Here is a 19,864-nt window from a genome sequence, read left to right as displayed (position 1 = left end):
TATTAATCAAAAAGTTTGTGGATAAGGGCCGATGCCCCTACAATGGTTATTATTTTAGTCGAACGCAGTTTTAATGCGCTCTCGATCCGCTCCAGCAGGGTAGCTTTGTGCGTAATCTGTTTCAATTTATCTTCAGATTGTTTTTGCTTATCGGCCGGGTCGTATAGCATGGCGGTGCACATGCAGTTTTTACGGTCCTTGCTCATCAAAATGTCGTAGTTAACACAGCTACGGCAACCTTTCCAAAACTCTTCGTCCTGGGTAAGTTCAGAATAGGTAACCGGTTCATAACCCAGTTCTGAGTTAATCTTCATCACTGCCAAGCCTGTTGTTAAACCAAATATCTTAGCCTCGGGGTATTTTTGGCGCGATAACTCAAAAACCTCGTGTTTAATAGCCTTGGCCAAACCAACCTTACGGAAGTTTGGATTTACCACCAATCCAGAATTAGCCACAAAATCGCCATGGCTCCAGGTTTCTATATAGCAGAACCCTGCCCAGGTGCCATCGTGATGAAAAGCGATAACGGCTTTGCCCTCCAGCATTTTATTAGCAACATACTCCGGCGAACGCTGTGCTATACCAGTGCCGCGTGCTTTGGCAGACTCAGCCATTTCTGTTGTAATTTGCTCTGCAAAGTCAACATGCTTTTCTGAGGCTACAATAATATCAAAATCTTTTATGGTCATTGAATAAACCCTTTAAACGATGGCTTTTATGCCGTAAGTAAAAAATTTGTTTTAGGGAGAAAAGTGTTTTTACACTTTATGGGTAAAGATGAGTATAGCATCCAGCGCTACATTCAAACCCGGGGAATAAAGATCCGTCGTCGTGACGGTGTAATAACAAAATCAGTTAAACTCAAAACAGCAGCAACAGGAGCAAAATTTGCGCTGTAAGCCGGTCTATTTAAGTTTTTAACGTTCATTTTTCTAGGCGTTTTACTGTTTTGTATTTTTGTGCAAATTATTGCATTAATTTTTACTTATGCAAGTAAAAAATGCGATACTTTAATAATAGGTTGCTGAGGTGACATACTACATTGTATAAATATACTATAAAATAGTTCGTCAGATGTTTTGTAGATGTTATTATATCGTCAACCCGATAAGATAGAAAAAGGGATATATACTTAAGGCGGGGGCTTTTTTTTGTGCGTTGCCTACGGCCGGGCTATACGTTGCAAGTCCTCGCTACGCTCCGGGCTTTCCACTGCTATCCCTAACGCAAATAATTTTTAAATTCCCTGCTATAAATTTTAGTAAAAACCGGTTACTTTGTAATCAGATATGTGTGTATTTATAGCCTCATTAAATTCGGGAAGTAATGGCAACTGCTATTACGTGGGTAATGAGCAGGAGGCGGTATTAATTGATGCCGGTATTTCTTGCAGGGAGACGGAGAAACGGATGGCCCGTTTAGGCTTATCCATGAGTTTGGTAAAGGCGGTATTTATTTCGCACGAGCATTCAGACCATATTTCGGGTATCCCTGTACTTGCTAAGAAATACCAGTTGCCGGTTTACCTTACGCCGCGCACTACATTTACTGGCAGGCAATTTTTAAACCCGCAAATGGTTTATCCCTTTGTGGCTTATCACCCGGTAAAAATTGGCAATATCACAATAACTGCCTTCCCCAAATTTCATGATGCTGCAGAGCCGCATAGCTTTATTGTAAGTTGCGGCGATATTAACATTGGTGTAATTACCGATATAGGTAGTGCCTGCGAACATGTGATCCGCAATTTTGCGCAATGCCATGCAGCATTTCTGGAGGCTAACTATGATGAGCAAATGCTGGCTGGTGGCCGTTACCCTTACCACTTAAAACGCCGCATCAGCGGGGGTAGGGGGCACTTATCCAATACCCAGGCTTTGGAGCTTTTTATTAAGCACAAGCCAGAATATATGAGCCACCTGTTATTGTCGCATCTTTCGAAAGACAACAACAATCCCGAACTGGTAAAGCAATTATTTGATGAGCATGCAGATGGTACAGAGATTATTGTGGCCTCCCGCTACCAGGAGTCGGCGGTTTATCAGATTGGCAATTTGGTTGTACCTGTTACCATGCCACACCACGAATATATACCTGCAAATGTACAATACTCGTTGTTTCAATAGTAGAGAACAACGAGTATTGAGTTTTTATATATTTCAGCATAAATTAGACACATATGCTGAACAGGCCGTTTAGTGGCTTTCTTCCAGGTATGGAGAGCCTTTAGTAAAAATTCCCATCACAAAAAGCAATAGGCCTAAAACCACCTGTGGTAAAAACACGATATGTGCAAAGCCGTATAAGAAAGGCGAGATCAATAACCAGAAGCCAATGTAGGTGTTTAAAAATAAGTGCATACGCAGTGGGAATACTTTAATCATACCTAATTCGTAATTGGTGAAAATGGTCATAATTAATTGCATAGCGCCCAGAAAAACAGGAATAAATAATGCAGCACTGCTAATGTTATAATAACCAAACAACCACGGAGAAGCCCCGATAATGATGCTGGTTGCATAGTCTAATACGCCTAGAACTTTAGTTGAGATAAATGCGGTCATGATGATGTTAATGATTGATATTGTATTGTAAAAATGTATACGGCAAAAGAACACACTTTTTTTAACTTTTGTTTATTTAAAATTGCGTTTTAAAGCTCACAATTGCAATATATCAGAGATTAATAATTTTCAACCGAATAATTGCCTTATTGGTTTTTTAAGTTTAGATGTAACCCCAAACCCGCGGCTGTTAGATTACATGGTGGCTTTACTAATCGTTATGAGGAGTAATAATCAATTTGCTCCAGCCCAAGTTACTGCTTCTTTTTCCTCTTTTACGTTCATCCATCACCTTTTTTACTTTAATGGCATATTGCCAGCAAGTGCTTTGCCGTATGCTCAGTTTTTCTGAAAGTTGATAAGATGATAGGGTACCCTTGCTGGTATATATTAAATATAACAGGTAAAATGCCTTATTTATAGGTATTCGGCTGTTTTGAAAAATGGTATTAAACAGCACAGATTCTTCGTACCCGCATTTGGTACACCTGCGACTGTAAGGAGCGCGGCCCTCGTGATACGTTGTATTATTACACTTTACACATTCAAAGCCCTTGGTCCACTTAATCTCTGCTAAAAACTTGTTGCATTTTTCCTGATCGGGATACTTGGCGCTAAATTCTTCGAAAGACAACTCGGTAGACATGGCCCGGGCATCAGTTACCTTTTCTATATTATCTTTCAGCTGGATATTGTCTTTCTCGAGCAATACATTCATCCTCGAAATTTCAGCTGCCTGTAGTTCTAATTGAGTATTAATGGCCAGCAGGCTATGGTTTTGCTGCTCAATAATGTGAGCCTGTTCAAAAACCTCCTGCGATTTTTCTATTACCTCTTTGGTGCGGATCTTAACTTTCTTTTCAAGCTCCTGGTTTATCGAGTCTTTAAGCTCATTATTGATGCTCAATTGCCTCAAAGTTTCTTCCTGTGCCGCATCTTTCTCTTTGCGCAATAACCTCACCTGGTCGCCAATGGCAAAAGAGAGGAATACCATTTCCAATATAAAACTATAGCTTAAGCTGTAATGCCCAACAACACCCGGTACGTACTTATTATACCCCAAAACGCTGATAGCCTTACTTAAAAAGCCGAGGAATAAAAAAGTATAACCGAGTACAAAAAAGCGGGCAGGCTTGTATCCTCTGCTCCAGATGGTGATGCCTGTTACAAAGGCTGTAACCAGTGGTACAAACTCAACAAATTTGTAGTAAAATAAACTATTAGCAAAGCAGAGGCAAAATACAAAGTAAATGGTTCGCAGTATTAAAATGCCATTGATAATACGGTAAAGCACAGGTGCTTTGGTCTTTACATGCAAAAGTTCTTTGGTAAATATCAGTGCAAATATGCTGATGAAATATAGTGCTGTGCCATAAGCATACTCATTCCACCGGGGGGCGCCCGGCCATATGTATTGAAATGCAATGCCATCGGTGCTCATTTCAAACAGCCCGATGCTTAAAATATATAATACGTAAAATAAATATTGCCGCTTTTTAACTGCTATAAACATCAGCAGGTTATGAAAGCAAAAGATCAATATCATACCATAGAACAAGCCGTATGTTAAATACTCGGTTAAGGCATAGTATATAAAATAGTGGACGGTACGATAAACAATAATTACGTTAACAGCCTGCCTGGAGCTTACTTTAAAATAATAAGTATGTACCCCTTTTTGCTGACTGGGGATAAAGAACTCGAAATTTTTATGTTTGAAAAGCCTGTTTTCAAAATTGAATGAAGCACCTGTTTTACTGGCAATATACTGGCCGTTTACGTTAGGGATATAGGCGGTAATATTATCAGTTGTTTGGTCAAAAAACTCGAAAATAGAAGGGTTATCTACAATATTCTCTGTAAAATTCAGCTTGATTTTATACCAATAAGTAGACGAGTGGTGCTGGTTTCGGGGGTAATAATCTTTATTCGGCTCAAATGAATTTTTAAAAGGACCGGTTATTACATCTTTGATCGTGAATGAATTAGAAGTGTCTTCAAGACAGTATATCTGTTGCTGAAAGAATATTTTGTGCTCCAGTTTGCTGTTGATGTCAACCACATCCTGCGAAAAGGCACGTACAGATAGTAATACGAAAATAATTAAAACGTTAATAATGCGTTTAATCATTGATTTTAATCAAAAGCCTAAAATGTTGTTATAAATGGTTTTTATACGCCTTGGACGGGTATGTAAAACAAAGCTAATGATTAAAAAATATAATCAAATATGTTGATGTATTATTTAATGTTATATATAATCGTGTATAAAAGACACAATTAAATAATGATCTCTAAAAGGCAATTTCTGCCGCTGAATTCAACTTTTTTTTAATGTGATTTAACCGTATTGCTGCACTTATAGTCTTTAGGCTTAATAGTGCCTTTAAACGTAACTACAACGTTTTCATTGGTTTTATTTACAAGTTCATTAAGCGTATTAAAAATATTGTAAAATATTAATTATCAATGTTTTACGATAAATTTTATTTGTTTTTATCATTTCTGTTTCGATAATTTTGGTCGAAACAAAGGCGCTCAACCTCACAGCAGCACCTCCGTTCATAACCAATTGTAATTAACATGTTTAACTTTTTAACCCATTCTAATGCCTATGGCTAAACGCGCCCGTATGGATTATTTTTTGGCAGCAAAGCGCTGCAAATTGACAATAGACCCTAAATATTAAATTATGAGAAAAAAATTTACGCTATTCATTTTCTTGCTTTTTATCAGCTGTTCTATCGTAATGGCTCAAACTACTATCAGAGGTAAAGTGACCGATAACACGGGTCAGATACTTCCGGGTGTTACTGTTAAAGCAAACGGAACTCCAAATGCTGTGGTTACAGATGCTACAGGTAACTATTCTATTAAAGTACCGCCTAATGCCACGTTAACCTTTTCTTTTATTGGCTTTGCAACTCAAAACGTACAGGTTGGCAGCCAGGAGATACTAAACGTTACACTTACCATTACTCAAAATAACCTAAACGAGGTTGTGGTTGTGGGGTACGGTACACAAAAGAAAAGTGTGGTAACCGGTGCTATATCCGGTGTAAAAGGCACCGATCTGGACAGCCAGCCCGTAACCCGTATCGAGCAATCATTACAGGGCCGTACATCAGGCCTTACCATTGCAGCTTCATCGGGGCAGCCCGGTTCTGCGTCAACGGTGCGTTTAAGAGGTTTTACCTCATTCGGTACCGGTAAAAATGATCCGCTATGGGTTGTTGATGGTGTGGTTATAGATGCCGGCGGTATTGGTTACATTAACCAAGGCGATATCGAATCTATCGAAGTTTTAAAAGATGCAGCTTCTGCTGCCATTTATGGCACAAGGGCAGCTGCCGGTGTTATCCTGGTAACTACAAAAAAAGGTAAATCGGGTAATCTAAGCATCAATTACAGCGGTTACTATGGTTTACAGGAACCGGCCAAAAGGCTCGACTTACTAAATGGTACCCAATATGCAACGCTTAGAAACTCGGCTTTGGTTGCTGCGGGCAAAGCGGCTCCGTATGCTAACCCAGCTTTATTTGGCGCGGGTACAGATTGGCAATCGCTTGTATTTAACAATAGCGCTCCTAAGCAAAACCACGAGTTTAGTATTAGCGGCGGTAGCGAAAAAGCGACGTTCTTTACTTCATTTGCATATAGCGATATCAATGGTATTGTTGCAACAGATATTTCTAAATGGAACCGTGCCAACATCAGGCTAAACGCTACTTATAAACCTGCAAAATGGATTTCTTTTGGTGAAAACTTAGGTTACAGCCATTCTGTTAACAGCGGCGTCGGCGAAACTAACCGGGAGTACGGAGGTGTATTAAGTTCTGCAATTAATCTCGATCCGCTTACACCGGCTATTATTACAGATCCTGCTGTGGCAGCAACCTACCGCGCCGATGCGGTAAGAGACCCACAAGGCCGCCCTTATGGTATTTCTACAGCAGTATTGCAGGAAATGAAAAACCCACTGGCCTATATTCAAACCAGGTTGGGCAATTACGGTTGGGATCATAATATTGTAGCTAATGCATTTTCTGATATCGAACCGATAAAGGGCCTGAAGTTACATACTTCACTGGGTACCAAAATGGCTTTTTATGGTGGGGATACTTTTACACCGGTTGCGTTTTTTAATACCTCAACAGCACCAAGCAGGTCTTCTTTATCCCGCAGTATCACTTATGTTATTAACTGGAACATCGAGAATATACTGTCGTATACACGCAACTTCGGTAAGCATAATGTTACCCTGTTAGCAGGTGAGGGCGAGTATAAAGACGGAAATGCAAGAGGTACCACTACCACCTATCTGGATATTCCTGCAACTACTTTTGATCAGGCATCGTTCAGGTTCAATACCTTGGCTGCCAACAGAACCACAAGCGGGTCTGACGGTACAGACCATCGTATCAACTCTTTATTTTCACGTGTACAGTACAACTACGATGAAAAATACCTGGCAACGGCATTGATCAGGCGAGATGGTTCTTCCCGTTTTGGTTCAAACAACAGGTTTGGTTATTTCCCTTCAGCATCAGTGGGATGGGTACCAACCTTGGAGTCGTTTTTCCCTAAAAACAATGTGGTTAACTTTCTAAAAATACGTGGTAGCTATGGCATTACCGGTAATGATGGTATTGGCGATTTTGCCTTCGTGCCTACAATTGGTAGCGGTGGCCAGCGTAATTACACTTTTGGCTCAACCAATACCGAGGTAATTAACATTGGCTATAGCCCTAATGCACCGGCAAACCCGGACTTGAAATGGGAGCAAACCTCGCAAACCGATATCGGTTTTGATGCAACCCTATTTCAAAACTTTACCCTAACTGTTGATGTGTACAAAAAGAAAACCACAGGTATTTTGGGTAACCCGCCAATACCGGCTTACACCGGCTACGGCAGCTTTGCTCAAAACATATCTGACATGGAGAACAAGGGTATCGAGTTTGAACTGGGCTACAGAAAACAGTTGGGTAACTTTAACCTGGGTGTAAATGGTAACGCTTCATTCTTTAAAAACAAAGTAACCAAGCTGGTTGCAGGCCAAACCTATATCGATGATAATTCGGCTACTTTTCAAACACTCGGTAACATTACCAGGACTTACATAAACCAGCCTTATAACCAATATTATGGTTATAAATCTGCCGGTATCTTCCAATCTCAAGATGAGGTAAACAACTACAAAAGTACTAACGGTACTATACTACAGCCTAATGCCAAACCGGGCGATACCAAGTTTGCTAACTTAAATGGCGACAATATCATTGACGCCAATGATAAAACAATTCTGGGCAATCCAAACCCAACCATGAGCTATGGTTTAACCATCAACCTTTCTTACAAAGCATTTGATTTTATTGCATTTGGTAGTGGTGTTGGTGGTGCTAAGATCTTTCAGGGATTAAGACGCCTTGATATTTCTGCGGCAAACTATCAAACCAAATATTTAAATGCCTGGAGCCCAACTAACACATCGGCCACGTTGCCAAGAATTGTTGACGGCGACCCTAATCAAAACTACTCGAAGTTTACAGACCTGTATCTGGAGAGCGGAAACTACTTTAGGTTGAGAAGTGTACAGTTCGGCTATTCATTCCCACGGTCAATGATCAGCAAGATTGGAATGAAAAAACTACGTGTTTACGTTTTGAGCGAGAACCTGTTCACCATAACCAAATACAGCGGTTACGACCCGGAACTGGGTGTTAGTAACGATGCAGGCGGCGGTGCTGTTTACGGTATCGACCGTGGTGCTTATCCGCAGGCACGTTCGTTTTTGGTGGGTTTAAATGTTGGATTTTAATTAGATGAGAACAATGAAAAAGAAAATTGCTTATGTAGCCGCATTAGCACTTACGGTGCAATTACTGGGCTCATGTAAAAATGAACTGGATGTAAACCCGCAAGAGCGTGTTACTTTAGATAATTATTATAAAACACAGGCAGATGCATTTGCTGCATTAGTATCTGTTTATGACCGTTTTGGTTTTCAGGCTGGTGGTTTGTACGATAAGATAGCTATTATGGATGCCGCCTGCGACGATCATTTGGCCGGTGGTGGCGGCCCTTCGGATATCAATGATTTGCAGGTGATGTCTACCTACACCCTAAACTCTAATGTAGGGCCCGAAAGTTACCTTTGGAGCAAAGGCTATTCTGGTATTTATCGTGCCAACGTATTGCTTTCAAAAATTGATGCTATACCAATGGATGCTGCTATAAAAAGCCGATACATAGCAGAAACCAAAACATTGCGTGCTATATTTTACTTTGACCTGGTACGTTTTTTCAAAAACATACCGCTGATAACCGGCACCATCGACCCATCTCAGATGTTTGATGTGGTACAAGCGCCGCCGGCAGATGTATATACGCTTATCATCAAGGATCTTACAGATGCAATACCTGTATTACCTGCAACCGTGCCTGCTGCTACAGAAGGTGGCCGTATTACCAAGGGCGCTGCGCAGGCATTACTGGGTAAGGTATACCTACAGCAGCAAAAATGGCCCGAAGCTGCTGCACAGTTTGCCATTGTGAACGGTACCACGCCGGGGCAGGCCAACTCAACCTATGGTTACAAATTACTGCCAAAGTATGCAGACTTGTGGAACCCTTTAAACAAGTTTAACAGCGAGTCAATTTTAGAGATTGTACACAGTGCTAATTCGCAGGGTGGCTGGGGAGATGCAGGTGCTTCTGAAGGTAACTTGCTGGATATTATAACAGGCCCGCGTGGTTACTCGCAATTAAATTCTACCGCACCCGATTATTATTCTGGTTATAGCTTCCTGGTATTTACGCCGGAGTTTGCCAGCTTTATCCACAATGATCCGCGTAATTTCCCTACTGTGGCTAACTTAGATAGTCTTCAAAATATTGCTAAGAGCGCAAAATACACACCGGGCTATAACAATACGGGTTTCTTTCTTAACAAGTTTATTGCGCACGTAGCCAACAAAACTAGCGTTGGTACCAACTACGATTTAAATTTCCCGCAGGATAACTATGAGATCCGTTTGGCTGATACGTATTTATTAGAAGCAGAAGCTTTAATGAAAGCAGGCCAGAGTGGTGTTGGCTCGAGGGCTTATCAATTATTTAATGCAGTTAGGGCGCGCGTAGGCTTAAACCCTGTGGAGTTAAATATGGATAACCTGATGAAGGAAAGACGGCTTGAACTTGCAGGCGAAGGCCAGCGTTGGTTAGATCTTGTACGGTGGGGCATTGCCGGCCAGGTATTACAGAAAAGGGGTTTTATTACCGGGCGTAATGAGATATTCCCGATACCGCAAAGCGAACTTAATAACACCAAACTCCAGCAAAACAAGGAGTGGGGCGGTACTTTATAACAATTTATCACACTTAAAATCAGAAGGCAGGCAACTGCTTTCTGATTTTATTTTGTAAGCAGATGAAATACCAAACCGGTAAGCTTCTTATTTTTTTATCAAGCATTGCATTTATTTTAATAATATGCTTTTCTCAATGTATTGATAAGCACCAAACTAAGGTTAACGTAAGAGGGCAGGCCTATGCCGATCCTAAATCGTGCATAAAGTGCCATAGCAATGTTTATGCATCTTACACGCAAACAGGCCATTTCCATACATCTAAACAGATTACCGGGGATGGATTGCAGCGCGATATTGTAGCTGATAGCAGCACATTTAACTTTAATAGCCAGCTTAAAATAAACATCGAAAAAAGAGGGACAGCGATTTACCAGGTAGCTTATTACAATAATCAAAAAATTAAGGAAGCGCAATTTGCTGTAGCATTTGGTTCGGGCGAAAAAGCGCAGACTTACGGTTATTGGAAAGGTAACAAATTATTTGAGCTACCATTGTCATACTTTAAAATTATTCACAATTGGGCCAATAGTCCGGGTTTTCCACCCAACGAAGCCTATTTTAACCGGGAAATTGTTAGCCGGTGCTTTAATTGCCACGGCAGTTACCTCGAGCGGAAATTTGTTCAAAGCGGATCATTATCCGTGTCTGAAGAATATGATAAAAACTCAGTAATCTATGGCATTGACTGCCAGCGTTGCCACGGCCCGGCTGCAGAACATGTAAACTACCAAGCCGAGAACCCGCAGGATAAGCAGGCCAAGTTTATTACACCCTACAAGGCTTTAACCCGGCAGCAAAAGGTAGATATGTGCTCGGTTTGTCACTCGGGCAATGATCTTAAAGTAACCAGATCTGTTTTTAGTTTCCGTCCCGGTGATACCACAACTAATTTTTATGAGCCCAATTTTGGTTTTAGCGAAGAGCCGGATGTGCACGGCAACCAATATAATTTACTTAAAAACAGCAAGTGTTTTGCCAATAGCGTCACCATGACCTGTACCAACTGCCATAACAGCCACGAAAAAGAGACCGGCAACATGGTCAACTATTCGCAGAAGTGTATGAGTTGCCACAAAACAGAAGACCACAATTTTTGCAAAATGGCACCACAGCTGGGTAATGCCATCAACACCAAATGTGTGGATTGCCACATGCCTGCTATGCCATCAAAAGTTATTTCATTTAAAATGACGGATGCTAAAAACAGCTCGCCGTACTTATTACGCACACACCGTATAGCCGTTTACCCCCAACAAACAGCGCAAGTACTGCAAATGCTCAGAAAATTCAACAAACAATAAGTTAACAGCCTACCCATGATCATCAACCCTATAACTAAACGAATTACTTATGCAATTTTGCTGTCTGCGGCTTTACTCTTAGCAGGCTGTAAAAAGGAGAAAGGGGCAGTAGGAAGCATCACTGACCCTGTTACTCCACCCATAACGCCGGTAGCGCCTGTAAAAACGGATGTAACAATGTGGCTTACCCAGAGCGACCAGAGCGCGTTGCTGCAAAAGCAAAACCAAAGCTTAATTTTTAACACCGGTACCAATACTAATCCTACCATTGAGGTTGATACCACACAAATTTATCAAGCTATTGATGGCTTTGGTTTTACCCTAACAGGCGGTAGCGCTACCGTAATTAACAAGTTGCCGGCAACACAACGGGATAATTTATTGAAAGAATTGTTCTCAACAGATAGTACGCATATTGGCATCAGTTATCTGCGGATTAGTTTAGGCGCGTCTGATCTCAGCGCTGCCCCGTTTACTTATGATGAAGGGCCAATTGATGCCGACCTTCAAAACTTTAGCATTGACGCCGAGCGTGCCGATCTGCTCCCGGTTTTAAAGAGCATTATTGCTTTAAACCCAACTATTAAAATTCTGGCCTGCCCATGGACGGCGCCGACCTGGATGAAGACTAACGGCAGTTTTAAGGGAGGAAGTTTAAATACAGCTTATTACGATGCCTATGCACGTTATTTTGTAAAATACATACAAGCAATGAAAGCCGAAGGCATTACAATAGATGCCATTACGCCGCAAAATGAGCCATTAAACCCCAATAATAATCCAAGCCTTGTTATGCAGGCCAGCGAGCAAGCTAACTTTATTAAAAATAACCTTGGCCCGCAGTTTAAGTCTGCGAATATTGCCGCAAAAATTATTGTGTACGATCATAATGCCGACAGGACCGACTACCCATTAGCTATTTTGGCTGATAACGATGCCGGTAAATATGTAGATGGTTCTGCATTTCACTTATACGGTGGTTTAATCAGTGCTCTAGGGCCGGTACATGATGCCTTCCCTAATAAGAACATTTATTTTACCGAGCAGTGGGTTGGTGCGCCGGGTAATTTTTCAAGCGATTTTCAATGGGCAATAAATAACCTCATTATTGGTGCCACCCGCAACTGGAGCCGCAACGTATTGGAGTGGAATTTGGCAACAGATGCCAGCTATGGGCCACACACAGTTGGGGGGTGCAGTACCTGCCAGGGGGCGCTAACAATTACCAATGGGGTTACCCGTAATACATCGTACTACATTATTGGGCAGGCTTCAAAGTTTGTGCGGCCCGGTTCTGTACGTATTGCTTCTAATAACTTTGATAATCTGCAAAATGTTGCTTTTAAAACACCCGATGGGAAAAAGGTGCTTATCGTATCTAATACAACAAGTAGTATACAAGCCTTTAACATTAAGTTTAACGGCAAAGTAGTATCAACTACGCTTGCAGGCATGTCTGTAGCAACATTTATCTGGTAAAACTATCTCCCTATGATCCTAATAATAATTAAATGCTAAACATTAAAAAATTAACACTGGCAGCAACAATCTTCTTGGCTGCTACATCCACCTTTGCCCAGCAAAAAGGAGCCGTACAAACCTGGTTAACCAATGCAGACCAGTCGGCTTTGTTTGAACACCAGAAACATGAAATGTCTTTCGGTAAGCAAATCGATCAAAACCCGGTCATCGAGATCAACGAAAAAGAAAGTTATCAAACTATTGACGGTTTTGGCTTTTGTTTAACAGGCGGCAGCGCTCAACTGATCATCAAAATGGACCCGGCTAAACGTGCTGCTTTGCTCAGAGAGTTATTTGCTACAGATGGTACCAATATAGGCATCAGCTATTTGCGGGTAACTATAGGCGCGTCAGATTTAAATCCGTATGTGTTCTCGTATGATGATCTGCCCGTAGGCGAAAGCGACCCCAACATGGCTAAGTTTGATTTAGGCCCTGATAAAAAGGATGTGATCCCTGTTTTAAAAGAGATTTTGAGCATTAATCCTAAGATCAAAATTTTAGGTTCGTCGTGGTCACCACCCGTATGGATGAAAACCACAGGCGATACGCGTGGCGGTAGCTTAAAGCCCGAATATTTTGATGCCTACGCCAAATACCTGGTAAAGTATGTGCAAAGTATGAAAAAGGAAGGAATCTCGATTGACGCCATGACGGTGCAGAACGAACCATTACACCCCGGCAATAACCCCAGCATGCTGATGCTGGCTGCAGATCAGGCTAGCTTTGTTAAAACCAACTTGGGGCCGATGTTTAAGGCAGAAGGCATCAAAACCAAAATTATTGTTTATGACCATAACTGCGATAAGCCCGAATACCCAATCTCTATCTTAAACGATCCTGAAGCTAAGAAATACGTGGATGGCTCGGCGTTTCACCTGTATGCAGGTAAAATTGAGGCGCTGACCACCGTACACGATGCACACCCGGACCGCAACGTATATTTCACTGAGCAATGGATGGGTGCGCCCGGCAACTTTAAAAGAGACTTGGCAGACCATATTACCAAGTTAACAATTGGCGCAACCCGTAACTGGAGCCGCAACGTTATTGAGTGGAATTTGGCTGCCGACCCGCAAAGTAACCCACATACCGACAGGGGAGGCTGCGACCGTTGTATGGGCGGTATTACTATTGATAAAGACAGCGTAACCCGCAACCCGGCTTATTATGTGGTAGCACATGCAGCTAAGTTTGTACGACCGGGTTCGGTACGGATCAGATCTAATTTGATTGACAACCTACCCAATGTAGCATTTAAAACACCGGATGGCAGTAAAGTATTAATTGTGATAAATAAAGGCGTTACTGCACAAACTTTCAGCATTAAATATAAAGGACAGCAGGTGAGTGAAGTTTTAAATGCCGGTTCGGTAGCTACTTACGTTTGGAAATGATGGATGGGGCTAAGGTGCTATAAAACTATAAGTTACTGTAGTGTTATAAGTGCCCGCAGGTTTACCTAGTAATTGAGGCGATTTGGCTGCTGGTATAGCATAGCGCACATTCAGGATTTTATCTACCGCAGGTACCGTTCCCGAGAGTATTTTTTGCGCAGTTGCTGATAAATTAACGGAAGTAAAGCTACCCGGGTAAGCAGGCATTGGCGCAATGGTAATTACACTTACAGGTAAGGTGTTAGCCCCATTGCTGAGGGTGCTGCTGCTTGCTTTTACATATACATCAAACGGATTGGTATTACTTAGGGTGAGATGGCCGGAGGCATCTGCGTAAATACCATTAGTATAATCGGCAGATCCGGTGTAGTTGAGATTGATATCTGCTTGGTTTACCTTTAGTTCAGATAGGTCACTCACCGTTATGGTAAGCGGGCAGGTGAGTGTTTGGGTAGTGGCTGTGGGTGTAGTTTGCGCATCAAAAATCTCGAATGTAACCGTTGTTGTGTAAATGCCTTTTTGCAGAAAGCCAGTTTTTAAATTGGTAGGTTTAATACTCAGGGTTATTACATTGGTTTGCAGGTTAGCGGTGGGCACAGCTAATCCGGTTATCAGGTTGGTGAAACTAGTGCCCCCTGTAATGGCGGTACCTGTTGCCGGTGCTGTAGCTTGTGCTGTTAACAGGGTTGTTGGTGTTGCCGGGTCTGTAGCGCCCGAGTAACCATTACTGTAAGAAAATGTTGCCGCGTTGTTTTTTAAACGGATACTATAGGGTACCGTAGTGGTAGTGGCGATACTGTACGTACCCGATATGGTAGAAGCCCGGTAATAATCGAGCGAATTAATAGTAAATGCCAGGCTGGTAGGTGTGGGGACTGCCGAAATAAAGGCTGCCACATTAAGGTTTAATGACCCTTGTAAGGGGCTTACAGAACCCGAGCTAATGCCGGTTATGCCAAAGTTTAATTCAGAAGTATAACTACCTGCTATCCAGGTATTGGTATTAACGCCACTTAATGTATATCTAAAGTTTAGCGCCCCGCCTGGTAATGCACCCAACACCGTGCTGTAGATACTTTGTGCTGTAGAAGTTAAGGTAATGCTGGGGGCTGTGCCTAAAACATTAATTAAATTACCACCGGTACCAATAAGTTTAACGCTAAATATATTTGCCAAAATACCTGTACCTCCACCCGTACGCGCAAGTAAACCGCTTGGCGATGATTTTAATGTAATGTTAGGTATGAGGGCAACAACAGGTTGGGTATAAACGGTTGTAGCATTATCTACGGTCAGGGGTGATGTTGTTGTAATATTAGCCGAGGTAATATTAAAGTTCACCTGTCCGCATGTATCTGTTATTACCAGTAATAAAACCGAGCAAATACAAATACTAATAAATGAAATCCAGTTCTTTTTTTGCAACTTTTAAATTTGTTTCTTCTCCGCCGTCGAGCAGCGCAACCAGTAAATAAGGGCCTTTAAGTGTAATTGGCAGATCGACATAGATCACCTGCTCGTCATTGGGCAGCATGCTAATGGCTTTTGCAGGGATTTTAAATTCTTCGCCGGTAGATTTATTGGTTACTTCAAAACTGATAAAGCCATCGGTCATTACGTCGCCCTGGTTTTTTACTTTTACAGCAACCCGGCGTACCTGCACAGTGCCGGATGTTTTAATGCCATCATAGTAAAACGTTAAAAAATCAAGGTCTTTCTTGATCGTTAAAGGCGGGGTATAGTAAATGTGTATGCCAAATTCGAGCTTCACAATTACACCTATCGAAGCATGTGTTGCATTGGCTTTACTGCCGCCCTGCTCATTAATTTGCGTAAGAAACAGCATCGAGTGTGTTACTGCATCGGCAGAAGCCCCTGCAGGTACATGCATGGTTACCGTAAGCTGTTGTTTAGCACCTGACGGTATTTCTACCACATTGGGAGCTACCTCCAGCCATTGTGCATTTGATAAAGCATTTGTACCGGGCTGGGCGTATTGTTTTTCACCTATACTATCCCTTGCCCAGTCCATTAAGGAGGCTTTAAATGATAATGCCGTTGTGCCGGTATTGGTTAAGGTTACTTGCTGGGTTAGTTCCTGGCTTTTTGCACCTGTAAAAAACATGCGCGAAGGGCTTATGGATATAGCCTGGGCCTGGGTGTGCTGGCCGTCGATTGTTATAAGAAGCAAAAACACAAAAAAACACCAGCAAGCCCTGGCTATGTTTAAGTGCTTGTGGTGCTTTTTTATTTGTTGCATAGCAGTTGTATACTATTTTAAAATTTACTGAGTAATAGTATAAGTAACTGTGGTAGTGTAAGTATCAGCCTTTTTACCAAGCAACGCCGTGGTAGCTGATATGGATGACGGTACCGAGTAGTTTACATCAACCAATTTTAGTAAACCGGGCGATGCGCCGGTAACCAATGCGGCGTTGGTTGTTGTTAAACCTGCCACAGTTGTTGGTACAGCACCCAGCGTAGTATTGTTACCCGTGGTAGGCAGGGCAACTGTTAAAATGGTTGGTGCAAGCACGTCTGTATTAACACCGGTACCAGCAAGGTTGCCTGCTGCTTTTACATTTAAAGTGTAAGCCTGGTTGCTGGTTACAGTAAGGTGACCAGCCATGGGTACGCTTACTCCGTTTTGATAATCAGACGCTGTATTAAAGTTGATATTGACGTCTGTATTGTTGACCGCAAGGGCCAAAATATCAACCAATTTAACGTGTACACTAGTGGTACCTGTTACCTGTGCTTTAGCTACACCAAAGCATGCCAAAATAATTGACAATGAGATTGTTAAGAATTGTTTCATAAGAAATAATTAAGGGTTTTTGATAAACATTTATATATTAACTTTCGTAAAAGCAAACTAATTTAGCCGCGGTAAAATTTTATTTCCTAAGTAAAATTTCCGTTGCCGATACCTAAGATTATTTGCTTTGAACTGTTTTAAAATCTTTGTTCTGTTCTTCATTTTAATTGAGTTACCCACTTACTCATCAGGCCAATCTACTGGTGTATCGTGTGCGTTTATTTCTGATACTGTAGCAGTTGGTTACGGGCAAACTTTCGCTAATAAAATAAGGTTCGAAAACAAAAACAGCCAGGCAATAACCCTCGTTCTGACAACTACTACGGCGGACGTTTTATTAAGGTTACCCGATACGGTGGTGATCAAACCCGGAGTGGTTGTTACTTTCCCTGTTAAATATTTTGGTTCGGCGGCTTTGTTAGCCGATCAGTCGAGGCGTATAAATGTTACTTATGTAAACCTTGCCGACGGCAAAAAAGTAGCGACCGGGTTTGCAGTTAAGGTAAATCAGACAAATAAAATACAGCTCAATTTACCCGGGCAAATTGTGTATCTCAATAGTGTAACCGGGCTGGCACACTTTAGGCTCAACTGCTCAAACAAGGGATATTCACCCGTAGGTATGGCCATCAAAACAATAGTAAATCCATCTGGATTACAGCTGGTTACACCAAATAGGAATATTATTATCGCAGCCGGAACAGATCAGATGATTGATTTCGATGCGAAGCTTTTAAGCAGCAATACCAATTATTCTACCAATTATAATGTGACGATAGAATGCACAGATGAGCACGGAAATAGCCTGGCTACAGCCACATTACAAATTGTAGAAATTGGAAGTAATAAGCGTCAGCAAGCTGCCGAATCCGGCCAGTATTTTAACCAGTTAACCAACACCGCCGAGCTAAGTTATAGCACTATAAACCGCTCTTATTCATTTTATTCATTATTGGCAAATGGTAAACTTGCCCTAAATGCCGATAGCCATTTGAGTTATAACCTCAACGTTAACTACTATGATAAGCAACATGCCTTTGATGCTTATGACACTTGGGTTAATTACACAGGTAAGCATGTTGGTATAGCATTGGGTAACTTAATGGAAAACCTCGATTATTCATTATTTGGCCGTGGAATAAAAGCATCGGCATTCTTTAACTCGCACAACAGCGTAGATCTGTATTATGTGCAAAATAGCTATGTGTTGTTTTCTCAGCTTATTAACCAGTATCCGGGTGCAAAGGTGTTTGCAGGGAGTTATAACTTTAATTATAATGGTAACGTAGCAAAGGTGTCTGTACTTTACAGCCGTAACCCTATAACAGGTATAGATACACGCTTTACCAACGGATATGCTCACATTGCTTTAAAAGGTAACCAACGATTGGATATTAAGGCCGGTTACAGCAGCGAAATGCAAGACTCAACCGGGCAGGCAAAAGCAGGTATAGCGGGCGGGTTCTATTACAGTTACCGTAATAACCGTTGGGACCTGAGCTTAAACAACTACTACAGTTCGCCTTATTACAGTGGTTTGCAGCGGGGCACAACACAAGCAGATAACTTGCTCAACTATCACATCACACCCAAAGTAAGAGTATATGGCCACTACGAACTAATTAAAAACGCGCCTAAATATTTACTGGATACTCTAACTATTACCGGGTTCTATAATAATACCTTGAAGTACGAAGTGGGTTTTAATTTTACCAGGCGGGCATTTAGTTTAACATTACACCCTTACTTATTTAAACAGGATATAAACCAAACTTACAATACGCCTTTTTTCGAGGTTAATAGCCCGTTATCTTCCAAATCTTACAGAGCCGGGTTAGATCTTAATTATGCGCTGGGGCATGGGCAGCAGTTTTCGGCACTTACAGATTGGGGTTATACGCAAACCAATAACCCGCAATTGCTTAAGCAAAAATATACGGGCTTCCGTATTAACACCAATTATTTTAACAAATGGTGGGGGCTAAGCATGCTGTTACAAAATGCCCCATACTACCTTGCCGAAGAAGTTGTTACTGCTTATTCCAATCAGCAATATCATAATTATTCATTCGGACCCAATATTCATTTTACAGGTTTAAATAACAGGCTAAATGTCACGGTTAATGATTATTTAAATTTTACCAGCTATAATATAAAACGTAACAATGCTTTAAATGCCCAGGCATATTACAAATTTAAGAGCGGTTGGCAAATGTCGGGTCAGGTTTTTTATAATAGTTATCCATCTTACACCAACAGTTACAATTTGCAAACAAGGGTAGGTATCAGTAAACAGTTTATCAGAACCAGTACTCCAGGAACTCATAGCCTGGAAATGCAGTTTTTTGAAGACGAAAACAACGATGGTATTTTGAATAATAGCGACAAACCAATTGAGGGTTTAATTATCAACATGTCTACAGATAAAGGATCAAGCAATAGTGACTTAACTACAATAAGCGATGGTAGAGGTGTGGTTAAATATAGCAATCTCCAAAAAAATACCTATGTATTATCTGTTGTGCGTGGCAATGGCTGGCATCTGGGGCAACCTGTTAAAATAAACCTGGTTCATAATCAAAAAATGATGATCCCGCTGGTAAAGAGCGGTTGGCTAAAAGGCACAGTTAAAGCAGTATTACAAGAATATGCTACCACTAAACCTAATTTAGAAGGTATGAGGATAATAGCTACTGATGATAAGAACCAAATATTTTCTACACTAACCAACAATGAGGGAGAATTTGAATTTGCACTGCCCGTAAATAGTTACCATGTTAATGTTGATACAGACAAACAAAAGTTTATAGTTAATAACCCCAATCAGTCAATTAAAATAAATGCGCAAATGAATAAAGATATTTATTTCAATATTGTTGATCAGGTACAT

The 19,864-nt window shown here is 41.3% G+C and carries 14 protein-coding genes; 8 read left to right on the top strand and 6 right to left on the bottom strand.

Annotation, left to right across the window (positions count from 1 at the left end):
* Nucleotides 1-2 precede the first annotated feature (2 nt).
* Nucleotides 3-689, bottom strand: a complete 687-nt coding sequence (locus tag RG47T_RS09945; RefSeq protein ID WP_074489272.1) for an N-acetyltransferase — start codon at nt 687-689, stop codon at nt 3-5.
* Nucleotides 690-767: 78 nt separating this feature from the next.
* On the opposite strand from RG47T_RS09945, the gene RG47T_RS26970 reads away from it, so the two are divergent.
* Both RG47T_RS26970 and RG47T_RS09940 read left to right on the top strand, forming a co-directional pair.
* On the top strand, nt 768-899 hold the full coding sequence (locus tag RG47T_RS26970) for a hypothetical protein (protein ID WP_262493248.1): 132 nt from the start codon (nt 768-770) through the stop codon (nt 897-899).
* 390 nt (nt 900-1,289) lie between these two features.
* Nucleotides 1,290-2,126 (top strand): MBL fold metallo-hydrolase, encoded by an 837-nt coding sequence (locus RG47T_RS09940; protein WP_074489271.1) that lies wholly within the window; start codon nt 1,290-1,292, stop codon nt 2,124-2,126.
* 69 nt (nt 2,127-2,195) lie between these two features.
* Here RG47T_RS09940 and RG47T_RS09935 read toward each other — a convergent pair whose 3' ends face one another.
* A complete protein-coding gene (locus RG47T_RS09935) occupies nt 2,196-2,564 on the bottom strand; it encodes an SPW repeat domain-containing protein (protein ID WP_074489270.1) in 369 nt (122 codons plus the stop codon).
* Nucleotides 2,565-2,775: 211 nt separating this feature from the next.
* Nucleotides 2,776-4,695, bottom strand: a complete 1,920-nt coding sequence (locus RG47T_RS09930; RefSeq protein ID WP_074489269.1) for a 7TM diverse intracellular signaling domain-containing protein — start codon at nt 4,693-4,695, stop codon at nt 2,776-2,778.
* A gap of 561 nt (nt 4,696-5,256) precedes the next feature.
* Between RG47T_RS09930 and RG47T_RS09925 the strand changes: the two genes are divergently transcribed.
* From RG47T_RS09925 to RG47T_RS09905, 5 genes are all read left to right on the top strand, one after another.
* Nucleotides 5,257-8,385 (top strand): SusC/RagA family TonB-linked outer membrane protein, encoded by a 3,129-nt coding sequence (locus tag RG47T_RS09925; RefSeq protein WP_074489268.1) that lies wholly within the window; start codon nt 5,257-5,259, stop codon nt 8,383-8,385.
* 13 nt (nt 8,386-8,398) lie between these two features.
* A complete protein-coding gene (locus tag RG47T_RS09920) occupies nt 8,399-9,934 on the top strand; it encodes a RagB/SusD family nutrient uptake outer membrane protein (RefSeq protein WP_216351038.1) in 1,536 nt (511 codons plus the stop codon).
* A gap of 62 nt (nt 9,935-9,996) precedes the next feature.
* Nucleotides 9,997-11,238 carry a cytochrome c3 family protein gene (locus tag RG47T_RS09915; protein WP_074489266.1) on the top strand — a complete coding sequence of 414 codons (1,242 nt, stop codon included), beginning with the start codon at nt 9,997-9,999 and terminating at the stop codon, nt 11,236-11,238.
* A 15-nt stretch (nt 11,239-11,253) separates the two neighbouring features.
* A complete protein-coding gene (locus tag RG47T_RS09910; protein WP_074489265.1) occupies nt 11,254-12,717 on the top strand; it encodes a glycoside hydrolase family 30 protein in 1,464 nt (487 codons plus the stop codon).
* Nucleotides 12,718-12,749: 32 nt separating this feature from the next.
* Entirely contained in the window at nt 12,750-14,156 is a 1,407-nt protein-coding gene (locus tag RG47T_RS09905) for a glycoside hydrolase family 30 protein (protein WP_074489264.1), read from the top strand.
* A 9-nt stretch (nt 14,157-14,165) separates the two neighbouring features.
* On the opposite strand, the gene RG47T_RS09900 is transcribed toward RG47T_RS09905, so the two are convergent.
* From RG47T_RS09900 to RG47T_RS09890, 3 genes are read right to left on the bottom strand one after another with little or no spacing between them, the layout of a single operon-like run.
* Nucleotides 14,166-15,497, bottom strand: a complete 1,332-nt coding sequence (locus RG47T_RS09900) for a hypothetical protein (protein WP_139235673.1) — start codon at nt 15,495-15,497, stop codon at nt 14,166-14,168.
* Nucleotides 15,498-15,549: 52 nt separating this feature from the next.
* Nucleotides 15,550-16,416 (bottom strand): fimbrial biogenesis chaperone, encoded by an 867-nt coding sequence (locus RG47T_RS09895; RefSeq protein ID WP_083627360.1) that lies wholly within the window; start codon nt 16,414-16,416, stop codon nt 15,550-15,552.
* A gap of 24 nt (nt 16,417-16,440) precedes the next feature.
* Nucleotides 16,441-16,974 (bottom strand): hypothetical protein, encoded by a 534-nt coding sequence (locus RG47T_RS09890; protein WP_074489262.1) that lies wholly within the window; start codon nt 16,972-16,974, stop codon nt 16,441-16,443.
* Between the two features lie 127 nt (nt 16,975-17,101).
* Between RG47T_RS09890 and RG47T_RS09885 the strand changes: the two genes are divergently transcribed.
* On the top strand, nt 17,102-19,864 hold a 2,763-nt coding region (locus RG47T_RS09885), incomplete at its 3' end, for an SdrD B-like domain-containing protein (protein WP_216351037.1).

The organism is Mucilaginibacter polytrichastri, from assembly GCF_001911425.1.
Taxonomy (GTDB): Bacteria; Bacteroidota; Bacteroidia; order Sphingobacteriales; family Sphingobacteriaceae; genus Mucilaginibacter; species Mucilaginibacter polytrichastri.
The sequence above is the reverse complement of the archived record's forward strand: the minus strand, read 5'-3'. Positions and strand labels throughout refer to the sequence as shown.